The sequence below is a fragment of the Aquiflexum sp. genome (assembly GCF_041749095.1).
Lineage (GTDB): Bacteria > Bacteroidota > Bacteroidia > Cytophagales > Cyclobacteriaceae > Aquiflexum.
In genome coordinates this window covers 20,820-42,808 of record NZ_JBGTCA010000492.1, presented here as the reverse complement: position 1 = coordinate 42,808, position 21,989 = coordinate 20,820, and the positions used below count along the sequence as shown (strand labels likewise).

The 21,989-nt window shown below is 41.0% G+C and carries 18 protein-coding genes; 11 read left to right on the top strand and 7 right to left on the bottom strand.

The window, feature by feature from the left end; translation table 11 throughout:
- Nucleotides 1–193 precede the first annotated feature (193 nt).
- From ACEW8O_RS22570 to ACEW8O_RS22560, 3 genes are all read left to right on the top strand, one after another.
- Nucleotides 194–1,021, top strand: a complete 828-nt coding sequence (locus tag ACEW8O_RS22570; protein ID WP_373496893.1) for a hypothetical protein — start codon at nt 194–196, stop codon at nt 1,019–1,021.
- Nucleotides 1,018–3,117, top strand: a complete 2,100-nt coding sequence (locus ACEW8O_RS22565; protein WP_373496892.1) for a helix-hairpin-helix domain-containing protein — start codon at nt 1,018–1,020, stop codon at nt 3,115–3,117. Before ACEW8O_RS22570 ends, ACEW8O_RS22565 begins: the two co-directional genes overlap by 4 nt.
- A 62-nt stretch (nt 3,118–3,179) precedes the next feature.
- Nucleotides 3,180–5,645 (top strand): zinc-dependent metalloprotease, encoded by a 2,466-nt coding sequence (locus ACEW8O_RS22560; protein ID WP_373496891.1) that lies wholly within the window; start codon nt 3,180–3,182, stop codon nt 5,643–5,645.
- Nucleotides 5,646–5,693: 48 nt separating this feature from the next.
- Here the strand turns inward: ACEW8O_RS22560 and ACEW8O_RS22555 are convergent, their stop codons facing one another.
- Both ACEW8O_RS22555 and ACEW8O_RS22550 read right to left on the bottom strand, forming a co-directional pair.
- The gene (locus tag ACEW8O_RS22555) at nt 5,694–5,825 is read right to left on the bottom strand and encodes a DUF2256 domain-containing protein (RefSeq protein ID WP_373496898.1); all 132 of its coding nucleotides are present in this window, start codon (nt 5,823–5,825) and stop codon (nt 5,694–5,696) included.
- A 721-nt stretch (nt 5,826–6,546) separates the two neighbouring features.
- Entirely contained in the window at nt 6,547–7,458 is a 912-nt protein-coding gene (locus tag ACEW8O_RS22550; RefSeq protein ID WP_373496890.1) for a DUF1684 domain-containing protein, read from the bottom strand.
- Nucleotides 7,459–7,584: 126 nt separating this feature from the next.
- On the opposite strand from ACEW8O_RS22550, the gene ACEW8O_RS22545 reads away from it, so the two are divergent.
- The gene (locus tag ACEW8O_RS22545; protein WP_373496889.1) at nt 7,585–8,352 is read left to right on the top strand and encodes a DUF1080 domain-containing protein; all 768 of its coding nucleotides are present in this window, start codon (nt 7,585–7,587) and stop codon (nt 8,350–8,352) included.
- A 64-nt stretch (nt 8,353–8,416) separates the two neighbouring features.
- Here ACEW8O_RS22545 and ACEW8O_RS22540 read toward each other — a convergent pair whose 3' ends face one another.
- The 4 genes from ACEW8O_RS22540 to ACEW8O_RS22525 form a co-directional block, all read right to left on the bottom strand.
- Nucleotides 8,417–9,037: a hypothetical protein gene (locus tag ACEW8O_RS22540; RefSeq protein ID WP_373496888.1), complete on the bottom strand. Its 621-nt coding sequence runs from the start codon at nt 9,035–9,037 to the stop codon at nt 8,417–8,419.
- A gap of 399 nt (nt 9,038–9,436) precedes the next feature.
- Nucleotides 9,437–10,186, bottom strand: coding sequence for an EcsC family protein (locus ACEW8O_RS22535; RefSeq protein ID WP_373496887.1), 750 nt, complete (start codon nt 10,184–10,186; stop codon nt 9,437–9,439).
- Nucleotides 10,187–10,278: 92 nt separating this feature from the next.
- The gene (locus tag ACEW8O_RS22530; protein WP_373496886.1) at nt 10,279–10,668 is read right to left on the bottom strand and encodes a DUF2116 family Zn-ribbon domain-containing protein; all 390 of its coding nucleotides are present in this window, start codon (nt 10,666–10,668) and stop codon (nt 10,279–10,281) included.
- Between the two features lie 190 nt (nt 10,669–10,858).
- Entirely contained in the window at nt 10,859–12,286 is a 1,428-nt protein-coding gene (locus tag ACEW8O_RS22525; RefSeq protein WP_373496885.1) for a phytoene desaturase family protein, read from the bottom strand.
- 214 nt (nt 12,287–12,500) lie between these two features.
- On the opposite strand from ACEW8O_RS22525, the gene glgX reads away from it, so the two are divergent.
- Nucleotides 12,501–14,585 (top strand): glycogen debranching protein GlgX, encoded by a 2,085-nt coding sequence (gene glgX / locus ACEW8O_RS22520; RefSeq protein ID WP_373496884.1) that lies wholly within the window; start codon nt 12,501–12,503, stop codon nt 14,583–14,585.
- Between the two features lie 2 nt (nt 14,586–14,587).
- Here the strand turns inward: glgX and ACEW8O_RS22515 are convergent, their stop codons facing one another.
- A complete protein-coding gene (locus tag ACEW8O_RS22515) occupies nt 14,588–15,733 on the bottom strand; it encodes a methionine aminotransferase (RefSeq protein WP_373496883.1) in 1,146 nt (381 codons plus the stop codon).
- Nucleotides 15,734–16,146: 413 nt separating this feature from the next.
- Between ACEW8O_RS22515 and rocF the strand changes: the two genes are divergently transcribed.
- The 6 genes from rocF (at nt 16,147) to ACEW8O_RS22485 (ending at nt 21,906) form a co-directional block, all read left to right on the top strand.
- The gene (gene rocF, locus ACEW8O_RS22510) at nt 16,147–17,097 is read left to right on the top strand and encodes an arginase (protein WP_373496882.1); all 951 of its coding nucleotides are present in this window, start codon (nt 16,147–16,149) and stop codon (nt 17,095–17,097) included.
- Nucleotides 17,098–17,255: 158 nt separating this feature from the next.
- A complete protein-coding gene (gene argS, locus ACEW8O_RS22505; RefSeq protein WP_373496881.1) occupies nt 17,256–19,046 on the top strand; it encodes an arginine--tRNA ligase in 1,791 nt (596 codons plus the stop codon).
- 2 nt (nt 19,047–19,048) lie between these two features.
- Complete coding sequence (locus tag ACEW8O_RS22500) at nt 19,049–19,636, top strand: glutathione peroxidase (protein WP_373496880.1); 588 nt, start codon at nt 19,049–19,051, stop codon at nt 19,634–19,636.
- Between the two features lie 76 nt (nt 19,637–19,712).
- Nucleotides 19,713–20,624 (top strand): 1,4-dihydroxy-2-naphthoate polyprenyltransferase, encoded by a 912-nt coding sequence (locus tag ACEW8O_RS22495; protein WP_373496879.1) that lies wholly within the window; start codon nt 19,713–19,715, stop codon nt 20,622–20,624.
- Nucleotides 20,625–20,696: 72 nt separating this feature from the next.
- Nucleotides 20,697–21,548, top strand: coding sequence for a universal stress protein (locus tag ACEW8O_RS22490; RefSeq protein WP_373496878.1), 852 nt, complete (start codon nt 20,697–20,699; stop codon nt 21,546–21,548).
- Nucleotide 21,549: 1 nt separating this feature from the next.
- Entirely contained in the window at nt 21,550–21,906 is a 357-nt protein-coding gene (locus ACEW8O_RS22485) for a translation initiation factor (protein ID WP_373496877.1), read from the top strand.
- Nucleotides 21,907–21,989: the final 83 nt, after the last annotated feature.

Here is a 21,989-nt window from a genome sequence, read left to right as displayed (position 1 = left end):
TGGTGATGTTTGTGAAGACACAAACATCGGCCATGAGGGGAGACCCAAACATCGGCGGAAAGAGGGACATTATTAAACTTTTAAAGCCTACTTTGAAATTAAACGGATAATATCGGTCCTTAATTTTTTTCTGAAATCCGGCTTTTTTAAATTTATTCTGTTGGCTTTTTGTTGGATCATATTTTTTATACCCATGGGAAGACTTGTTTTTATATTTCTATTTTATGCTGTCCTTGTAAAGGTGGAGGTTTTGGCCCAATCCGGACTGGAGGCACTGCCCAGAGGCGCAAGGAGTGTAGGCATCGGAAATGCACATACTACTTTAGGGGATGTTTGGAGTATTTTTAACAATATCGGGGCATTAAGCCATATTTCTTCCTCCCAGGTCACTTTTGCCTATGACCACAGGATGAATATGAACGAACTGACCACGCTTTCAGCAGGTGCTGTGATAAAGGGGGAGAATTCAGCATTTGGTTTGGGAGTCTCAAGTTTTGGATCCGAACTGTTTTCCCAAAACCAGATCGGGATCGGATTTTCAAACCAATTGGGCATCACAAGCTTGGGCGTCAAAGTCAGTTATTTTCAGACCAGCATCGAGGGATTTGGTAGAGGCGCAAGTCCATTGCTGGAGTTTGGCGGGGTGGCTGAACTGACTCCCGAACTGTTTTTTGGAGCGCATGTGTACAACATTACCATGGCGAAATATGGGAAAAACTCCCTGGAAAGATTACCAACAGTGGTAAAAACAGGTATCTCCTATCGCACATCCGAAAAGGTCATGGTCAACATTGAAGCCGAAAAAGACATCCTGCTGGATCCTCTGATCAAAACCGGGGTCGAATACAACCTCTTGGACAGGTTCTGGGCCAGGGCAGGAATGAATACCAATCCGGGGAAATTGTTTTTCGGCATTGGATTCAAACCCCGCAATTTCCACCTTGACTATGCCATGACCCAACATCCTAACCTGGGAAATTTCCATCATTTTTCTTTCAATTATGTATTTGTCCAAAAATGAAAATCCTTTTCTCCATAGGTTTTTTGGTAATTTTTTTCTGCTTCCAAGGAAAAGCCCAGACTTATAGAAAAGGGGAAATCAATATGGAGAACTTTGTTGAGGAATTGTTTGGCATTCAGCGGACAGACGATAATTATGAAGACCTGTATGAAAGTTTGCTCCAGGTTTTTTTAAATCCCATCAACCTCAATAAGACCAATCCCGAAGAGTTAAAATCAATTTACATTTTGAGCCCTATCCAGATCAACAGTTTTTTTGAATACCGGAAAAACTTTGGCAAACTCCTATCCTTATATGAACTACAGGCAATTCCCGAATTTGATCTGGAGACGATATACCAACTGTTGCCCTTTGTGGTTTTGGATGACAGTGAAAAAATCCATGGCCCGCTTTCCCAAAGGATCATGGAATCGAGGGATGCCTATTTTATCTTCAGACATAGCCGGGTCTGGGAAACAAGAAGAGGTTTCACGCTGCCCGACACATTGAGTGGCGGAAGGATTAGTAGCAGGTACCTTGGTGACCCCAATAACCTGTATGGCAGGTTTCGGGTACAGCACACCAAGGATTTCAGCTTTGGATTTACCATTGACAAAGACCCGGGCGAGCAGTTTATCTGGGATACCGCTACCAAAAGGTATGGTTTCAACTTTTTCTCTTACCATGCCACCCTTTACAATCAAGGGAAATGGAAAGCCATTTCAATAGGGGATTTTCAAATGCAATTTGGGCAGGGCTTGGTGTACGGTGCCGGATTCGCTGTGGGTAAAGGAGGGGAAACCATCACCACGGTCCGAAGAAGTTCCATTGGAATAAGACCATACACAGCAGCACTTGAATTTGGGTTTTTCAGAGGTATCTCCACCACCTATCAGGCAGGGCCGATAAATGTTACCTTGATGGCATCAAATGCCCCAAGGGATGGGAATGTGAGTATTCTGATCGACACCCTGGAAAGAGAAGAAGCCATCATTACCTCACTTCAAAGCAATGGACTCCACCGGACTCCAACCGAAATTGCCAACAAAAGCAGGATCCGGGAAAGCAACCTTGGCGGGAATATCCACTACAACAGTCCCGACAAAAGTCTACAACTCGGTGTCAATTCACTCTTCACCAGATTCGGACAATCCTTCAACAGGAATCCTCAGATCTACAACCAATTTGAGTTTTATGGACAGGAGAACCATGTCCATAGTTTTTATTTTGCATACAACTATCAGAATTACTTTTTCTTCGGGGAATCTGCTGTTTCAAAAAGTGGAGGCTCGGGGAATATTCTGGGAATGATGAGCTCCTTACATCCCAAACTCGGATTTTCTGTACTTTGGAGGAGGTTTGACAGAAACTTCCATAGCTTCTATGGAAATGCTTTTTCAGAAATCACCAGGCCCATCAACGAACATGGGCTATATTTTGGCCTTAACTTCAAGCCCAACCAAAAGTACACTTGGTCATTTTACTATGACTATTTTAGGTTTCCTTGGCTGCGCTACAGGATGTATGCACCTTCCTCGGGGCATGAATGGTTGACCCGGTTTGCCTATTCCCCTTCCAGAAAATTGCTGCTTTTTGTCCAGATCAGGGAGGAATCCAAAGCCAGAAACATCAGTGAATACCCCTCTTTTCAATCCTCCTATCTGCTCAGTCAGGGAAATAAATGGAATTATGTATTCAATTTGGATTATGGCATCGATAAGCATTGGAGTATCAAATCCCGGGTCATGGCTAGTTCATTTAATTTTAATGGGAATAAGACCACAGGTTTTGCCATCAGTCAGGATGTCAATGTTGATTTTCAGAGATGGAGAATCTCCTCGAGAGTGGCATTGTTTGATACAGAGGATTGGGACAACAGGCAATTTATCTATGAAAGGAATGTGCTTTGGCAATTTTCCATTCCAGCCCTTAGCGGTCAGGGGATGAGGTATTATATTTTGGGGCAATATAGACTGAGTCCAAAATTGAGCGTTTGGGCCCGGTTTTCGAGAACCATCTTTACAGACCGGGAAGTCATCGGCACAGGGCTTCAACAAATCAACGGATTCCGACAGACTGAAACCGTTTTTCAGTTGCGGTATCAATTCAACAGATAATTTCCATTATCGGTAAAGCCTTGTCGCACCTTTTTTTTAACTTCGAAACAAAACCACCTGTCATGAAAAAAACATTACTATTGATCTTTTGCCTTGTATTTTATTCCATTAACCTGGTTTTTTCCCAGAGTATTGATAAAAGTAAGTTATCCAAAAAAGAAGGATTCATTACATTTTACACTGATGAAGACAAGGGAAAGATTTATCTGGAAATCGATAAACTCAACCATGAATTCCTCTATGTCAATTCTATGCCGGCAGGAATAGGGTCAAATGACATTGGGTTGGATCGTGGCCAACTTGGCAGAACCAGAATCGTCGAGTTCAGAAAAGCAGGGAATAAATTATTGTTGGTGCAAAAGAATTATGACTTTAGGGCTTATAGTGACAATCCCGCTGAGGTCAAATCCGTTCAGGATGCTTTTGCAGAATCTGTATTATGGGGTTTTGAAATCAGCAATTCAGAAGAAGGAAAACACCTGATTGATGCCACCACATTCTATATGCAGGATGCACACATGGTTGTAGAAACTCTTGGAAGAACCAAACAAGGGACGTATAAGCCCGAACCCAGTAGGAGTGCATTGCATTATCCCATGACCAAAAACTTTCCAAAAAATACCGAGGTAGAGGCGATTGTGACAGTGACCGGAACCCCTGCAGGAGGTCATATCCGGTCAGTTACCCCATCACCTGAATCCGTTACGGTAAGACAAAGACATTCTTTTATCGAGCTTCCTGACGATGGTTACCAGCCAAGGGAGTTTGACCCAAGGGCCGGATATTTCAATATCAGCTATATGGACTTTACTTCTCCCATTGGTGGACCAATGGAAAAGAAATTCATTTCAAGACATAGGCTGGAAAAGAAAGACCCAAAAGCGGCAGTTTCAGAACCTGTCAAACCCATCGTATATTACCTTGATAGGGGAACACCTGAACCGGTACGCACCGCATTGTTGGAAGGGGGAAACTGGTGGGCCGAAGCATTTGAAGCCGCAGGATTCAAAAATGCCTATCGGGTAGAATTGGCCCCGGAAGACATGGACCCAATGGATGTGAGGTACAATGTCATCCAATGGGTACACCGTTCAACAAGGGGTTGGTCTTATGGTTCATCCATAAGAGATCCCCGAACAGGCGAAATCCTTAAAGGTCATGTATCCCTAGGTTCCCTGAGAGTCAGGCAGGATTATTTGATAGCCCAGGGTTTATTGCAACCCTTTGAAGATGGCAAACCCAAAAATCCTGAAATGCTCGAAATGGCTTTGGCAAGACTGCGACAGCTTTCCGCGCATGAGATCGGACATACCATAGGCTTGGCACATTCTTATGCCTCCTCTCCTACCAATCGGGCTTCCGTCATGGATTATCCCTATCCGCTGATCAAGATGGATGCAAATGGTAATATCGACCTGAGTGATGCCTATGATGATAAAATCGGGGATTGGGACAAATGGGCCGTCAGGTATGGTTATGAGACTGTGCCTGAAGGTAAAACAGAGGAGGAACATTTAAAAAAACTGCTTGAAGACACCTATGCGGCGGGCCACACATTTATTTCAGATACAGACTCCAGACATCCAAGCGGCAGTCATCCTACTTCCCATCTTTGGGACAATGGCGAATCCGCTCCTGCTGAATTGATGAGAATGTTGGAAATGCGGTCCAAAAAACTGGAGACTTTTGGGCTGAATGCCATTGAAGACAACCAACCTGAGGCCTTGATGGAAGAAGTTCTTGTACCTCTGTTTTTAATGCACCGATATCAGATAGAAGCCACAAGCAAGCTTTTGGGAGGGTTGGATTATACCTATAAGATAAAAGGTGACAACCAAAGAGTCCAATCCAGATTGGAAGCTTCAAAGCAAAATGCCGCTATGGATGCCCTGTTATTCACGATTCAACCCATCCAATTGGCAGTCCCCAACCAAATCATAGACAGGATTCCACCCCGTCCAATGGGTTATTCCCGAAATAGGGAGACATTCCCTTCCAGAAACGGATTGAATTTTGATCCTTTAGCTCCCGGAGAAAATATTGTTGACATGACTTTCGGGTTTATGTTTGAAGCAGGAAGGGCAAACAGGTTGCACCAACAAAAGTTATTTGACAATGCTTTGCCTTCTTTTACAGAGGTTTTGGACAGGACTACCAAGCAGGTTTTTGGAAGTGATTTTGACGGGACCTACAAGGGAGAAATCAACCTGATGATTCAAAACAAATTGACAGACCATCTCATCAACCTGTCAAAAGACCCTAAAGCAACAGCCTCTGTCAAGGCCATCAGTAGAAACAAACTCAAAGAAATCGCCTATTTGTATGGTAGCAAAGATTCAAAAACTAAAATCGATGCTTCCAAATCCTTGTATGTAAAATCAACAAACGAAGATTTCCATAGATTCCTGGCCGACAAAATCCATAACTTCATCAACCAAAAAGAAGAATTCAGCATCCCGGCGGAATTGACCATCCCCGATGGCGCACCCATCGGCACTACCGATCTTAGTTGCGATTTTGAATATTGATTAAAAATCTCTGAGTAGCCCAATTGGAAAAAACGCCAATTGGGCTACTCAGAGATTTTTTCCTGCACATTTTTTTGAGCAGTACTTAACATTTTCCCAATTCTTCTCCCACTTTTTCCTCCAAGCAAAAGGACGGTTACAGACAGGGCAGACTTTGGTTGGGAGATGCTGTTTTTTCATTTTCGACTTTTTTTTGAATTCACTAGAAGGTAAATTTTCCATTGAAATTTAAGAGTCTTGATTTTACTTCCCCGAGTCCTTAACATTTTGTAAATGTTCAGAATAGGTAATGACATCAAGTTTCTCCTACCTACGGCAGGCAAGCGCCGAGACCCCAACATTTTGTAAATGTTCAGAAAAGGTAATGACATCAAATCGGGCTGCAGACCTCTCCTGACGTCGAGGTGACAAGGCCAAGTCATTTACAAGATTTGAATGCTATTCATAGTTCTAAACCATCATTTCTAAATCTGTCATTGGTAGGTACGAGGAATCTCCTGAGGTCCTATTTATGTTCAAATTTATCATTTCCTGAACCTCGTGAGATGCTTCCTGCGTCAGCATGACTGCCGCTCCGATTTATGTTATTGGTAGGCACGAGGGATCTCCAGCGGTACAATTAACGGTTGAATTACTGGAAAAATGTTTAACCTTTTGGGTCAAAATCATCCTTTTCCTGATCCTCGAGAGATGCTTCCTGCGTCAGCATGACGGCTACTCAGATTTAAGTAATTGGTATACTCGGGGCAAGCTCGGTTCTCGCATCTTGATACTGGCATCTCGGTTCTCGCATCTTTGTTCTTGGTAATTTGTTCATGGTACTTGGTACAACTTGTTCCCACGCCTTAATTTGTACACAAACCTCGCTCATCCTTTATAATTCAACCTTCATCCTTTAATTTCAGTGTTCTCCGAAATTCCTTTCACCTGCAGTAATCTCAAGATCCAATATATTTTGTCTTGGCGGTAAGGGACAGGTTGCATACGGGGTAAAAACACAAGGGGGATTATAGGCTTTGTTGAAATCCAATATGGTGATCCCATTAGGTTTGGGGGTTTGAACATAGATGTACCGTCCTCCACCATAGGTATCTCCCCCACTTGTGCCATCCGCAAAAATCAAAAACAACTCATCGCCCTCTTCTAAAGCATCGATCTGATATTTTTTGCCGTCTTTTTCAAATTCCACATAACCATGACAGGGATTTTGGCTAGTCTGCCCCAATACATTGGTAATGGCTATATGCTTCACAGGTTCGTAAGGAATATATTTAGCCTCCAATCGCCAGTCCAAAGAAACAGGGTATCTTTCTATCCCTTCAAATTCGGTAACCGCCTTAGCTTCCAAATCCCTTACCCGCACACCATAAGCATCAAGTCTATTGATGACATTCCATCTCAGGCTTTGATAGGCAAGTTTGTAAGACACCTTACTTACAGAATCAAAAATCAAGGTTCTTTCCTCCAATTCCATTTCTTGGGTTTTTATGCCACCTGTTTTGGGGGCAAAAAAAACCTTACCTTCTTCCAGTTCAAAAATCCCCAATGAAATAGGGGAAATCTCTGATTCAAGATTTAAATCTGATTTTGGGTCTGACCCAAAAGAATTCTCTCCTTCTTCCAACCAAAACAACCCAATTAAATTAAGCCATCCCTCTTCTGATTTTAAGGAAGTAACCCTTTTAGAATACCAATCCTCAACTTCTGATTGATGGTCATCAATGCTAATATTATCTGATCGTTCCTGATTTTGGCAGGAAAAGAAAATCAAAAAGGAAAAACAAATAAATGGGAGTAACTTTACCTTTATCATGTAATGATCTAATTGATAATTGAAAGCAAGATAAAGATCTTTTGTTTAAAAAATTCAGGATAAAATCATTCAAAATAACCAGGAAATCCTAACTAAATTTATCTATCAAACCCAAAATCAAATACTATGAACGTCTCACTAAAATCATTACTAACTATCATTCTGCTGGCAATTCCCTTCTTATGCTTCTCCCAAGTTGGTGTAGGTGCCAAAAAACCAAAGGAGGCAAAAATGCTTTTCGATGGAAGTAAAAAAATGTTGGATAAAAACTGGACTTATTGGGAAGGTCCAAGATTCAAAGCCCAGCTTCCCATCAAATGGGAAATTGTAAAAGATCCCGTAGATAAGGGCACAGTTCTGAACAGTAACGATTCTGCTGCAGCAGGAGGTCTATACGGGGCAGCTGATATTGTAACCAAAGAAGAATTTAGAGACTTTAGGTTACATGTTGAATTTTTGGTTCAGGAAGAAGGTGGTAACTCCGGTGTTTATTTACAAAACCGCTATGAAATTCAGATCCTCGATGGAGATTATGGAATGCATGGCATGGCAGCCATTATCAATGAGCATTTACCAAAAGTAGAAGCTTACAATGGCGTTGGGAAATGGAATGCTTATGACTTCCTGTTCAAAGCTGCCCGATTTGAAAACGGTAAATTAACTGAAAAAGCCAGGGTCACCATTTACTTCAATGGAATCAAAATTCACGAAGACAAGGAAATCAGTCAGGTGTGGGGGGGACCTAATTCGGGTCAGGATGGTGGAAATGATGATGGAAAAGGAATCACCGATCGACCCGGAGGAATTAAATTACAGGCTGAGGGATACAATGTCCTCTATCGAAATATCTGGATGGAAGATTTAGATCTAGGCAAAAAAGGAACAGATTTTTGACAAAAAATTAAGAGGGTCATGAAACTGAATTTCATGACCCTCTTAATTTTTTTGGTAAAAAACCTTAAAAAAACCTGATAACCCTAACTCTTCTTACTTCACTTTTGGGTTTGGAAAGCTGCTCCCCAGTAATAAAGGACATTACACAGGCATTTGTCGCATTGGACTCACAAGAACTCCAATATTCCACGGTTGAAAACCCTCCAATTTTATCCCTGTTTTGATACAAGAAATCCATTTCTTTCAAACTTGGCATAAACCAATCATTAAATCCTCCTGATGCAAAATTAAGGGTCAATCTTGCAGCAACCGTTCCATCATTATTAGGGTGACATTGAGTTGGATTTGTGTAAAAATTAGGCAATGCATCATGGAAAGCCAATACTTTTTCAGTATTGATCCTTCCAAACCCTACTTCTGTTGAAGTACCCGTTACAGCTGAACCTTGACATCCCCATTGAGATTCAAATACCTGTTCAACTGGCGCAATAATAATTCCATGTGTCTCACCTGAGACAAATCCCGGGTCACCTGGCTGGAAAATATGACCTACAACGCCTCCTCCAAAAGGCTCTCCAACTATTACCTCTTTAGGGTCTTCTTCCTTAATGCAAGATGAGAATACTAAAGAAAAACAAAACATTAATGAAATAGCGAGAATAAATAATTTAGAACTTTTTAACATGAGATACATTTTTAATTTAACAAAATACAGTTTTAATGAGACAAAATTAAATATATTTTTTTTGATTTTAAGTTTTTCGAAAGATTTTTTTTAAAAAAACCTAATTTCACCTACCCATCTTACTTCAGTTTGTGGACTGACCATCTAATTTCCTGTAATAAATGTTATTTCTTTATTTGATTCCAAGGATATATCAGTTTAACCTTTCATTTACCTATTTAGCCAAACCATTTCAAAAATAACGCAAAAAAATCAGCAAAATATAATTGGGACTAAAAATATACCAAATCGGGAGATTTCATAAATTCTAGGAATTTGATTTCAAACATAGAATTTGGTGATAAACATATTAGAAATTTAGAAGAAAACAGCATAAAATCTTGAAAATTACCAGTAACCTCAAATTTTATATCCGAAATACCTTAGCCTAAAACACTGCATTGCTGTATTTCCAAGTTTGCTGGCCAGACTATAATTGGCAACTGCCCCTACTCCTGCCCCAACGATTGGAATCAATTGGGCAAGTTTTGCCAGATCCATATAATCCCTATATTCCAATTGAAATTCCCTCCAATCAAATTCTTCTACATTGGTTGGGATTATCTTTACATATTCATGCCAGTTTTCAATGATTGCGACGGTCTTTTTTCTGGTTTCCTGACTTGAAAAGGTCAATTTGAAAATGTGCAGTAAAAACAATCTTTCATCCAGCCTTTTGACATCGTAACCATATGCCGCTGCTATCTCAAAAAGCATTTTCATTTTTATGGTCAAAAAAGCGGGAAAATCAGCAAATCCCATCAAAATCCCACCTGCACCGGTAATGGCACCTTCAGCAGATGCTGAATTTCTATAAATCTTTATGATTTTCCTGACCTTCAACTCCCTCAACTCCAAGCGATGTTCATGCATTGGTCTAGGGGTAATAAACTTTGTCCCAAACAATACGCCCTTCACCATCTTTTCGATGGCATAGGTAATTACTTTATGGATTTTCTCTGGTATCAGATTATTTATTCCTCTTTGTGTACTTTTTGTAATTCTATTAAGAATGGATGGTTTTTGCTTGGTTTTATACAGCCATGCAGTAAGTTCTGCAAATGCAATTTCTTCATATAAATCAGGTACTTGTAATCCAGGAGAAGCCATTTGTTTGTTTCAAAATGAGGTGCAAATTACACAATTTAGTTCGCTGTAATTTACTTTCTTTTTTAACAAAATAATGATGAAAATAACTCCTCTCAGGTTTCACCATTATAGTTTAGTTCTTTGATATCCCGAAGCACCAACAACCATTCGTTTTCCAATTGCAGGAATCCATAATCAAAACTATAGGTATAAAAATTCCCTTTCCAATCGGTAAAGATGTGTGTATGGTATTTGAAATTATAGCCCAACCTGACCAGTTTTTCCTTTGGTACCTTGACCTTTTCAACACCCCCTGCAACTATACTTTCGAGGATGTTCCTGTTCAATTTGAGGGTGTTGATGATATTTCTCATTCCTTTGGAATCAAATACCCGTCTTTCATTATTGAAACTGCTTCTACAGTAATCATCACAAAATTTTTTATCTGATCTACCATGAACCAATTTGCCGCAGTATTCACAATGTTTTCTCTCGATGTACATAAAAATAAAAATTTAAAAACCCGGAAAATACTAAGAACTAACCAAATTTAATAACCAAAAGATCTTTAAACAATCCCGTAAACAGGGTATTTTTCTACTAAAAACCATAAAAATCAATCAGTTATATCGGCATTTTTAAAAATACCTCTCTTGAATTACACTTTGCCATCCGTCCGGTAGGTCTTTCAACTTAACGAAACAGGTCCTTAATTGCCCTTTCGGCGGCATGAAATCCACACATCCCATGTACCCCTCCACCGGGTGGGGTGGATGACGAACAGATATAAATTCTATTAGAGGAAGTCCGGTATGGGGACCACCTCAGTGCCGGCCTGTTGAAAAGCTGGGTAATATCCATGGCACCTCCATTGATATCGCCCCCGATATAGTTAGGGTTATAATCTTGCATCTCCATAGCATTCATGGTGCTTGTTCCAATAATTATATCCCTGAATCCAGGAGCAAATCTTTCGACCTGGGCTTCAATTATTGCCGTCATGTCCTGCCTGGAACCATTGGGCACATGGCAGTAAGCCCATGCCGTATGCTTTCCCTCAGGTGCCCTGCTTTTGTCTATAATACTTTGCTGGGCGAGCAGTACATAAGGATGATCCGGATGCTTGCCTTCCCAAATTTCTTTTTCGGATTTTGTTATTTCCTGTAAAGTGTTTCCAAGATGTACCGTCCCGGCCAATCTGGCTTTTTCGGCAGAAAATGGGATGGTTTCCTTTAATGCCCAATCAATTTTGAACACCCCCATCCCATAATTGAACCTGTTTAACTGCCACCTGTACAGCCTGGAAAATTTTTCCCCGGCTATCTCCATCAGTTGCTTGGGCGTAACATCAAACAAATAAGCTTTGGCTTTTGGCAATTCATTTAAATGCCTGACATAAAAACCGATCTGTACTTCACCTCCCAGGGATTTAAAAAAGGCTGACATGGCATTGGCTATAGACTGGGAACCCATCTTGGGAATTGGCCAGGACCGGTGGTGTCCTGAAGCCAACAGCACAAGTGCCACAGCGGAAGTGGTGAGTTTGTCCAAAGGCTGGATCGAATGGGCAGCCATACCGGCCCATAGCCCTTTGGCTTTTTCGGTTTTGAAAATTGATCTGGCCAGTCCATTGGCAGATCTCAAAGCCTTGATGCCGAATTTGGCAAAAGAAATGGGATGTCGGGGAATTCCCAAGGGTGCCAAAAAATCCACTGCCAGATTTTCCCAATCCCTGACGATCGGCTGAATCAAATCACGATAAGCTTTTTCATCACTGCCCAATTCTCCTGCGGTTTCCTCAATTGAGTGATATAGATATGCAGCAGTACCATCGTCAAAAGGATGTGCAGCCAAGACTTCAGGTTCCATCCATTCTAGTCCAAACTTATCCAATGGTAAGGTTTGTAAAAATGGCGAGGAAACAGCCAAAGGGTGGATAGCCGAACAAACATCGTGACGGAATCCGGGCAAGGTCAATTCCTTTGTCCGCATCCCTCCACCCAGGGTATCCGCACCCTCAATCAAAAGCACAGCCAATCCTTTCTGCTGCATCCTTATGGCTGCCGCCAATCCGTTTGGTCCTGAACCCACTACTATCGCATCGTAATCTCTTTTTTTCACAATTGATTTTTTTTCAAAGGCCGTTCCAATTACTTCATGGATATTTTTTTTTAAATTAAGTTTACTTAAAAAAATCAATATAATGATTCATAAACAAACGAATAAGCAGTTCATGCTTTTTAAAGAAAATTTACACCATTAGGACTATTTACAGCCACAATACATCCCTTGTTTCTTAACAATTTATCCTTTCCTTTGTTGAACATATCACCCTATGTCACCCCGAAAATTGAAATACAAGCATAGCCCTGGGCAGAGTTTTCCCATTGGTCCTTCCTTTATGGAAGACGGAATCAACTTTTGTCTGTTCTCCAAAAATGCGGAATGGGTGGAGTTATTGTTTTTTGATAAAGCAGAAGACATAGAACCCATCCAAACAATCAAATTGCATCCAAACATCAACAAGACTTATAAGTATTGGCATGTATATGTAGAAGGTGTAAAACCGGGTCAATTATATGGATATCGCATCCATGGTCCTTTTGAGCCATCCAAAGGTCATCGTTTTGATGCTTCAAAAGTGATTCTGGATCCTTATGCCAAATCTGTAGCCATACCTGATGGATATGACCGCAAAGCCTTGAGTGTTTTCGGAGATTCCACTGCCAGGTCTATGAAAAGTGTATTGGTTGACCTTAAAAAATATGATTGGGAGGGAGATGAACATCCTAGAAGACCTTTTTCACGGACAGTGATCTATGAACTCCATGTAGGAGGATTTACCAAAATGGCCAATTCAGACGTGGAGAAAAGTAAAAGAGGAACATTTCTTGGCTTGATTGAGAAAATCCCGTACTTGGTTGAATTGGGTATCACAGCAGTGGAATTGCTTCCGATATTTCAATTTGACAGACAGGATGCACCTGAAGGCAGGGTAAATTACTGGGGCTACAGCCCTATTTCATTTTTTGCTCCCCACCAGGGATACAGCACCGGAAAAAACCCCCTCCAGGTTTTGGATGATTTCCGGGACATGGTCAAAGCCTTGCACAAAGCGGGTATTGAGGTGATTTTAGATGTGGTCTACAACCATACTTCAGAAAATCATGAAGAGGGTCCTACCTGCACTTTCAGAGGAATTGACAACAGTGTTTACTATATCCTCGAAAAAGACAGATCCAAGTACAAGAATTATACAGGTACCGGAAATACCCTCAATGCAAATCAGTCCATTGTGAGGAGAATGATTCTTTCAAGTCTTCATTTTTGGGTCAGGGACATGCATGTGGATGGATTTCGATTTGATCTTGCTTCTGTTTTGTCCAGAGATGAAAGAGGCAATCCTATTGAAAATCCACCTATTCTTTGGGACATTGAGTCCGATCCAATTCTTGCCGGGACCAAGTTGATTGCGGAAGCATGGGATGCAGCAGGTCTGTACCAGGTTGGCAATTTTACCGGAGACAGTTGGAAAGAGTGGAACGGAAGATTCCGGGATGATGTCAGGAGCTTTATGAGAGGGGACAAAGGAAAAGTAGGTGCTTTTGTGACCCGCATGATCGGAAGTCCTGATATGTATGAAGCCAAAGAAAGGGAATTGGAACAAAGCATTAATTTTATTACCTGCCATGATGGATTCACCTTGCATGACCTTGTTTCTTACAATAAGAAGCACAATGAGGCCAACGGTGAATACAACCAAGACGGCAACAATGAAAACCTAAGCTGGAACTGTGGTGTAGAAGGACCTACCGATAATCCAAAAATACTTAAGCTTAGAAGAAGACAGATAAAAAACTTTTTGACATTGAATATGCTCTCCCTTGGCGCCCCGATGCTGTTGATGGGCGATGAAATCCTGCATACCCAAAATGGCAACAATAATGCCTACTGTCAGGACAACGAACTTTCATGGTTTGATTGGGACCTTATCAAAAAAAATAAAGACATTTTCAGATTTGTAAAAATCCTGATCAAAAAAAGACTGAAAAGGGAATCTGCCCAAGCAAATTTCAACCTCAATTTAAGGGAATTTCTGACCCAGTCCACCATTCAATGGCATGGAATCAAACTCGAACAGCCCGATTGGTCCGAAAATTCACACAGCATTGCCATGACCATCAATGCCCTGAGCGGTAAGATGGCCATGCACTATATGGTCAATGCTTACAGAAAACAACTGACCTTTGAAGTCCCCCAAGAAGTGGACGGCAAAAAAGTAACCTGGAGAAGATGGATAGATACCTCCTTGGAATCACCCGATGATATCTGCCTTTGGCAGCATGCAAAACCTCTTGCCAACGGATCCTATCACCTGAAGGCCAATTCCATTGTCATTCTTTTAACCAAAATCGGTTGAAATCAGAAAATAGGACTGCACAACAATTCCAAGGCCTGTTCGAGAACATCTTCATTTTTTGCAAAACAAAACCTGAGCAATTTGTGGTCTTTTTGATCATGATAAAAAACCGATACCGGAATACTCGCCACACCGATTTCCTTGGTCATCCTGACCGCAAGGTCATAATCAGATTCATCTGAGAGATGTCCATAAGAAACCAACTGAAAAAAACTGCCTTGCGCCGGGGTGAATTTAAATGGTGTGTTTTTTAGCCCCTGACAAAAAAAGTCCCTCTTTTTTTGGTAAAAATCATTCAGATAAATATAACGGGAGGGCTCAGTCATATATTCTGCCAAAGCATACTGCATTGGGGTACAGCTGCTGAAGGTCAGAAACTGATGGATCTTTCTGAATTCCGTTGTTAGGTTCTTTGGTGCAAGACAATAGCCCAATTTCCAACCGGTAATGTGAAATGTCTTGCCAAAAGAACAGCATACAAAAGTCCTTTCCCTGAGCAATGGATGGGTCATTAAAGAAAGATGTTTTTGGCCGTCAAAGGTGATTTGCTCATACACCTCATCACTGACCACGTAAATCTCCCTGTCTTTGATCAGGTCTGCCAAAGTATTCAGATCTTCCTGTGTCCATACATACCCGCAGGGATTATGTGGTGTATTGACCATGATCAGCCTTGTTTTGTCAGTAATGGCAGCTTTTACCTTTTCCCAGTTAACAGAAAAATCAGGCAAATCCAAAGAGACATAAACCGGAACACCACCATTCAACACCACAGAAGGCGCATAACTGTCATAGGCCGGTTCCAAAAGAATTACTTCATCTCCATTTCTGACCACGGCCGTAACTGCGGCATATAATGCTTCAGTAGCTCCCGAAACTATAGTTATCTCCTCTTCCGCATTCAATTGGATTCCATGTACGGTTTTGGTTTTTTCTGCCAACCGGTTTTTCAAATCCTCCACCCCACTCATCGGAGCATATTGATTGTGACCGCTATCCATATAATTACTGACCAGATCTTTCAGATATGGATAGCAGTCAAAGCCGGGAAAGCCCTGAGAAAGATTGATGGCACTGTGGTCGGCCGCCATTTTGGACATTACTGTAAAAATGGTGGTGCCTATATGTGGCAATTTGGACTCAAGCATTATTAATTATTTCAACACGGTGGTTTGTCTTACGATCAAATAAAAATACCACCAAACTTACCAAGATTATTCCCAATCCAAAAAGACTTTCCTATCAATGGTTGAAAAAGGTTTTAAGGTTGTTTGGATGTTGTTGCCCATGTGAGTGTGTCCACTCATATCCTTGTGGTTGGCTTACTTTACAAGCTTCTAACTCACCCCATGAGATTGCCACGTCGCATAAAGGGTTCTCCATATTGGAAAGTAAAAATGAAGTGCTCCTCGCAATGACGGCAAGCCATCAAGTTCTCATGACACCTTCATCCTTCATCCCTCATCCTTCATCCTTCAAACCCCTTGGTTCTCCCCTCCCAAATCCCTACTTTTGCGGCACCAAAACAAAGAATTATTATAAACCCTATTGATATAATTTTATGAGAGATATTAAGCTAGTAGAAGTCCGCTCTGAAATCGCCGCTGGTACCAGAGGGGCAAGTTTGGGCATTGATGCCCTCAAAATAGCAAGTCTTGACAAAACATCTGATTTTTTCAGTCAATTTGATCCGGTCCATGTGCAGGACGCCAACAATTTCCTGTTCAGGGCCAATAAATTTTCCAATGCCAAATATATTGACGGAGTTTACCATGTGCTGAAAAATGTATATAGCAGCATTGAATCGTTAAGGTTGGACAAAAAATTCCCGATTGTCCTGGCAGGTGACCATTCCACTGCGGCAGGTACGATCATGGGAATCAAGGCAGCACATCCTGAAAAACGTCTCGGCGTCATCTGGATTGATGCACATGCTGACCTCCATACACCTTACACTACCCCATCAGGGAATATGCACGGAATGCCATTGGCTATGTGCCTTCAGATCGACAACAAGGAATGTCAGGTAAATGAACCTTCAGAAGACACCGTTCAGTTTTGGGAGAAAATCAAGAAAATAGGAGGAGAATCCCCTAATTTAAATCCGGAAGATATCGTATTTATCTCAGTTAGGGATACAGAAGAGCCTGAAGACCATATTATCCAAAAACATGGAATCAAAAACTTCCCTACGTCCGAAGTGAGATCTAAAGGGATCAAAACCATTGCCAAAGAAACCTTGGAAATCCTTAAAGACTGCGATCAGATTTACATTTCATTTGATGTGGATAGTCTGGATTCTTCCATTTCTGTCGGTACGGGAACCCCGGTTCCTGATGGGTTGACTGTTGAAGAAGCTTTACAGCTTAATGAGGAACTGATCAAAGACAAAAGGGTCTGCTGTTGGGAAATCGTGGAAGTAAACCCTACCTTGGACACCGAAAATCTGATGGCTGAAAATGCCTTCGATATCCTTGAAGCCACCACAAAATCATTAGTGGACAATTTCTGAGGTGCAAAAATTTTAAATAATGACATTAGCGATATAAAGGGCTTAAAGTAGAGCAACTTTCTTCATTCCGTCTAAATTTGGACTTCTCGTAAAAGTCTCCCCAACCACGGAGGAGTCTTTTGTCTCATGTCTCACATCTAATATCTCATATCTATTAAATGACTTTAGAACAAAAAATATCCACAACTATCCAACAAGCTTTCAACGAGCTGTTTGACCACGAAGTCAGTGACGATAAAATATCACTTCAGCCTACCAATAAGGAGTTTGAAGGTACATTTACATTTGTGGTTTTCCCTTTTTTGAAAGTCACCAAGCTCAACCCTGAAGTCAGCGGAACCAAAATCGGTGAATTCCTGACTGCCCATTGTGATGTGGTCAAGGGTTTTAATGTGGTCAAGGGCTTTCTCAATATTTCTGTCAAAGAAACTTCCTGGCTGGATATTTTTGCCCAATTATCCAAAAACGCGGATTTTGGAAGACTTCCAAAAAACGGACAAAAAGTAATGGTGGAATACTCTTCACCCAACACCAACAAGCCCCTCCACCTTGGACATCTCAGAAACAATTTTTTGGGATATTCGGTAGCGGAAATCCTAAAAGCAAATGGCTACGAAGTCATCAAGGCCAACCTGGTCAATGACCGTGGCATCCATATCTGTAAATCCATGGTTGCCTATAAGCATTTCGCCAACGGAGAAACTCCCCAATCGAGTGGATTGAAAGGAGATCATCTGGCCGGAAAATACTATGTGATTTTTGACAGGGAGTATAAAAAGCAAATCGCCGAATTGATCGAAAACGGCTCGAAAGAGGAGGAAGCTAAGAAAAATGCAGCTTTGATGGTAGAGGCCCAAGAGATGTTGCGATTATGGGAAGCTGGGGACAGCGAAGTTGTTGGCCTTTGGAAAACCATGAACAATTGGGTATATGAGGGTTTCGATGCCACTTACAGGAAAATGGGGGTTGATTTCGATCAGTTTTATTATGAATCAGATACCTATTTGTTGGGCAAGGACATTGTGGAGGAAGGCCTTCAAAAAGGAATATTCTTTAAAAAAGAAAATGGATCCGTCTGGGTTGACCTTAGTGAAGAAGGGCTTGATGAAAAACTGGTTTTGAGGGCTGATGGGACTTCTGTGTACATCACCCAGGATATGGGTACATGCGAACTCAAATACAGGGATTTCAAATTTGACAAATCCGTATATGTCGTAGGCAATGAACAGGATTATCACTTTGATGTGCTGTTCAAAATTATGCGGAAGCTTGGCAGACCTTATGGCGATGGCCTTTACCATCTATCTTATGGCATGGTAGATCTTCCTACAGGCAAAATGAAATCAAGGGAAGGTACCGTAGTGGATGCGGATGACCTGATGAACGAGATGATCTCCACTGCAGAATCCCACACCAAAGAATTGGGGAAAATAGATGGATTCACCGAAGTAGAAGCCGCAGAATTGTACGAAACACTGGGAATGGGAGCTTTGAAATATTTCCTCCTCAAGGTTGACCCGAAAAAAAGAATGCTGTTCAATCCACAGGAATCAATAGAATTTCAGGGAAACACCGGACCGTTTATCCAATATTCCCATGCAAGAATATCGTCCATATTGAGAAAAGCTGATCAGATCGGGGTGGATTATTCCCCAAAGGGATATGAAGGATTAGATAAACTTGAAGATGCAGAAAGAGACCTGATTGTGGTTTTGAATGACTTTGAGAAAAAAATCAGGCAGGCAGGAGAAGAATTCTCTCCTTCCCAAGTGGCCCAATATCTTTTTGATATCGCAAAAGAATATAACAGGTTCTATGCAGAATTGTCTATCTTTAATGAATCGGATCCAAAAGTCCAATCATTTAGAATTGCACTTTCTGTCATGACTGCCAAAACAATCAAAGCAGGCATGAAGTTATTAGGAATTAATGTCCCAGATAGAATGTAATTATGAGAAAAATCCTGTTTCTATTCGCTATTATCGCGTTTGCTTGCACTTCCGGTATTCAGAAACAAAAATCTGACAACAGTCAGATCACCACTTTGGACCAACTACTTATGGAAAAATCAATTTATGATTTCAAAATGAAAGACATCAACGGAGAATTGGTTGATTTCTCCAAGTTCAAAGGTCAAAAATTGTTATTGGTCAATGTTGCCTCCAAATGTGGTTATACGCCTCAATATGCAGATCTGCAAAAGCTGCATGAAGCACATGGGGACAAAGTAACCATCATCGGATTCCCTGCCAACAATTTCGGTGGTCAGGAACCAGGTACCAATGAAGAAATCAAGCAGTTCTGTTCTGAAAATTATGGAGTCACCTTCAAAATGATGGATAAAGTTTCAGTAAAAGGTGCAGACAAGGATCCCCTTTTCAGATGGCTTTCCGATAAGGACATGAACGGTTGGAACGATAAAGAGCCTTCCTGGAATTTTTGTAAGTATTTTATCAATGAAAATGGAGAATTGGTTAAATTCTTCCCCTCATCAGTCAAACCAATGGACGAAGAAATTATAAAATTAATTCAAGCTTAAAAAGTTGTTTGTCCCGATCAGACCTGTTTTCTTTTAGGAGACAGGTCTTTTTACTATCATTGCCAAAAAACAAACCGTGGAGATTATCCTGTCCAGTAAAAAAGAAGCTTGGCTTCATGCCCTCAGATTGAGAACACTGCCATTGGCTTTATCAAGTATTTTAGCTGGAACATTCCTTGCCGCCCACAAACAGGCATTCCGGCCGGATGTTCTGATTTTTGCAGCTTTGACCACTGTATTTCTGCAAATGCTCTCCAATCTTGCCAATGACTATGGAGACAGTGTGCATGGCGCCGACAGTTCCGAAAGAGAAGGTCCGATACGTGCGGTACAGTCAGGAATACTCAGTTTTTCTGAGATGAAAAAAGCTATTTTTCTCTTTACCGCTTTATCTCTTATCACAGGTCTGATTTTACTTTATATTGCCCTTCAGGACATGAAACTGTTCATTGTGTTTTTAAGTCTTGGTATAGCGGCCATAGTTGCTGCCATCACTTATACCTCGGGCAACAAACCTTATGGCTATGCCGGATTTGGAGATATTTCTGTATTTCTGTTTTTTGGATTATTGGGGGTTTCGGGCACCTATTATCTTCATAGTCTCTCCTTTGATCCCACCGTATTATTACCTGCTGTTTCTTTGGGTATGTTCAGTACGGCTGTATTGAACATCAATAATATCAGGGATATTTCCTCTGACATTAATGCCGGAAAAAAATCAATTCCGGTGAGAATAGGGCGGGAAAAAGCGGTAGTTTACAATTGGATATTGATCATTGGAGGAAATTTATTTTTGTTGCTGTTTGCATTTGCAGATCAAAGTTGGGGTTGCTTGCTAGCCTTGATTGTACTCCCTCTGATGCTGAAAGTGGGTAAAGCAGTAAGTAAAAAAACAAGTTCAAAAGAACTGGATCCTTATCTAAAGAAAATGGCAGTTTCCACTTTACTATGGGTATTGGCTTTTGGGGTGGGTTTAATATTTTTTTGATAAAAACAGAAAGCTATTGATGGGATTGATGTATTTTTTGTATTTTACTGAATCAATAAAACACCCTTAGACATGAAAACAATTCTCGTACCTTATGATTTTTCCAAAGAAGCTGAATATGCATTTGAATTTGCCCGCGAAATGGCAAAAAGGACCAAAAACCTCTTAAAACTTTTCCATGTAATAGAACTCCCCACACCACAGAGTTTTAACAGTATGGGAGATGTTATGGCATCCAGTAATGAGGCATCCCAGATTTTCATGATTGAATTGGTCGAAAAAAGAAAAAAACAAATGGCTGAATTTGAATCCAAATTCAAAGACCAAGGTTTTTCATTCGAAACCAAAATGGTATTTGGAAATCCTTTTGCCGGCATATCAAAGGAAATAGCGGATGCCAATGCAGATATCGTCATCATGGGAAGTAAAGGTTCTTCCGGACTGGAAGAGGTATTGATAGGCAGCAACACAGAAAAAGTGGTAAGAAACGCCTCGTGCCCGGTTATCACCATCAAAAGCCCTATATCACCCAAGGATATCCACAAAGTAGTTTTTGCCAGTGATTTCAATGAAGTCCCCGGTGATGTCATCAACAGACTCAAAGCTATCATCAGCACCGTTCAAGCTGAATTACATCTGGTGAAAATCAATACACCAAGTATTTTTGAAAACACCAGGTCATCCCTTCAAAAAATCCAATCCTTTGTCAAAGATCATGAATTAGATGCCGCTTCAATGGTGGTTTACAACAGTTCCTCGGAAGAAGATGGGATTTTGGAATATGCAGAAGACATGAAAGCTGATATGATTGCCATGGCAACTCATGGCAGAACAGGCTTTTTGCATCTTTTGAGCGGCAGTATCGCTGAGGATGTGGTCAATGCAGCCAAAAGGCCTGTATGGACTATGAAAGCAAAAAAATAATATGTCAAAAAACAAGAATAACGATTGGAAGAAAAGGGATGGGGTTGTTTATTCGACCCGGGGAGATTTCAATTATGATTTTGATGGTGATGCCGAAGCCAACACCCTTCCTGTCCAACAACAAAACCTCAAAGTCATGCTGGATAAAAAGTCTAGAGGTGGCAAACAAGTGACGTTGGTTGATGGCTTTATTGGTAAGGAAGATGACCTTAAAGAACTCGGTAAACTTCTGAAAAGCAAATGTGGAGTGGGTGGCAGTGCCAAAGATGGGGAAATACTTGTCCAAGGAGACCATCGGGATAAGGTTTTGCAGATTTTACTTCAGGAAGGTTATAAAGCCAAAAAATCCGGGGGTTAAAGGCCTATTCAACACCACTTAATTTCTTGTTTTGTAATTCATCAAACACCAGGCTTTTTCGGAAAGCTTGGTGTTCTTTGCAA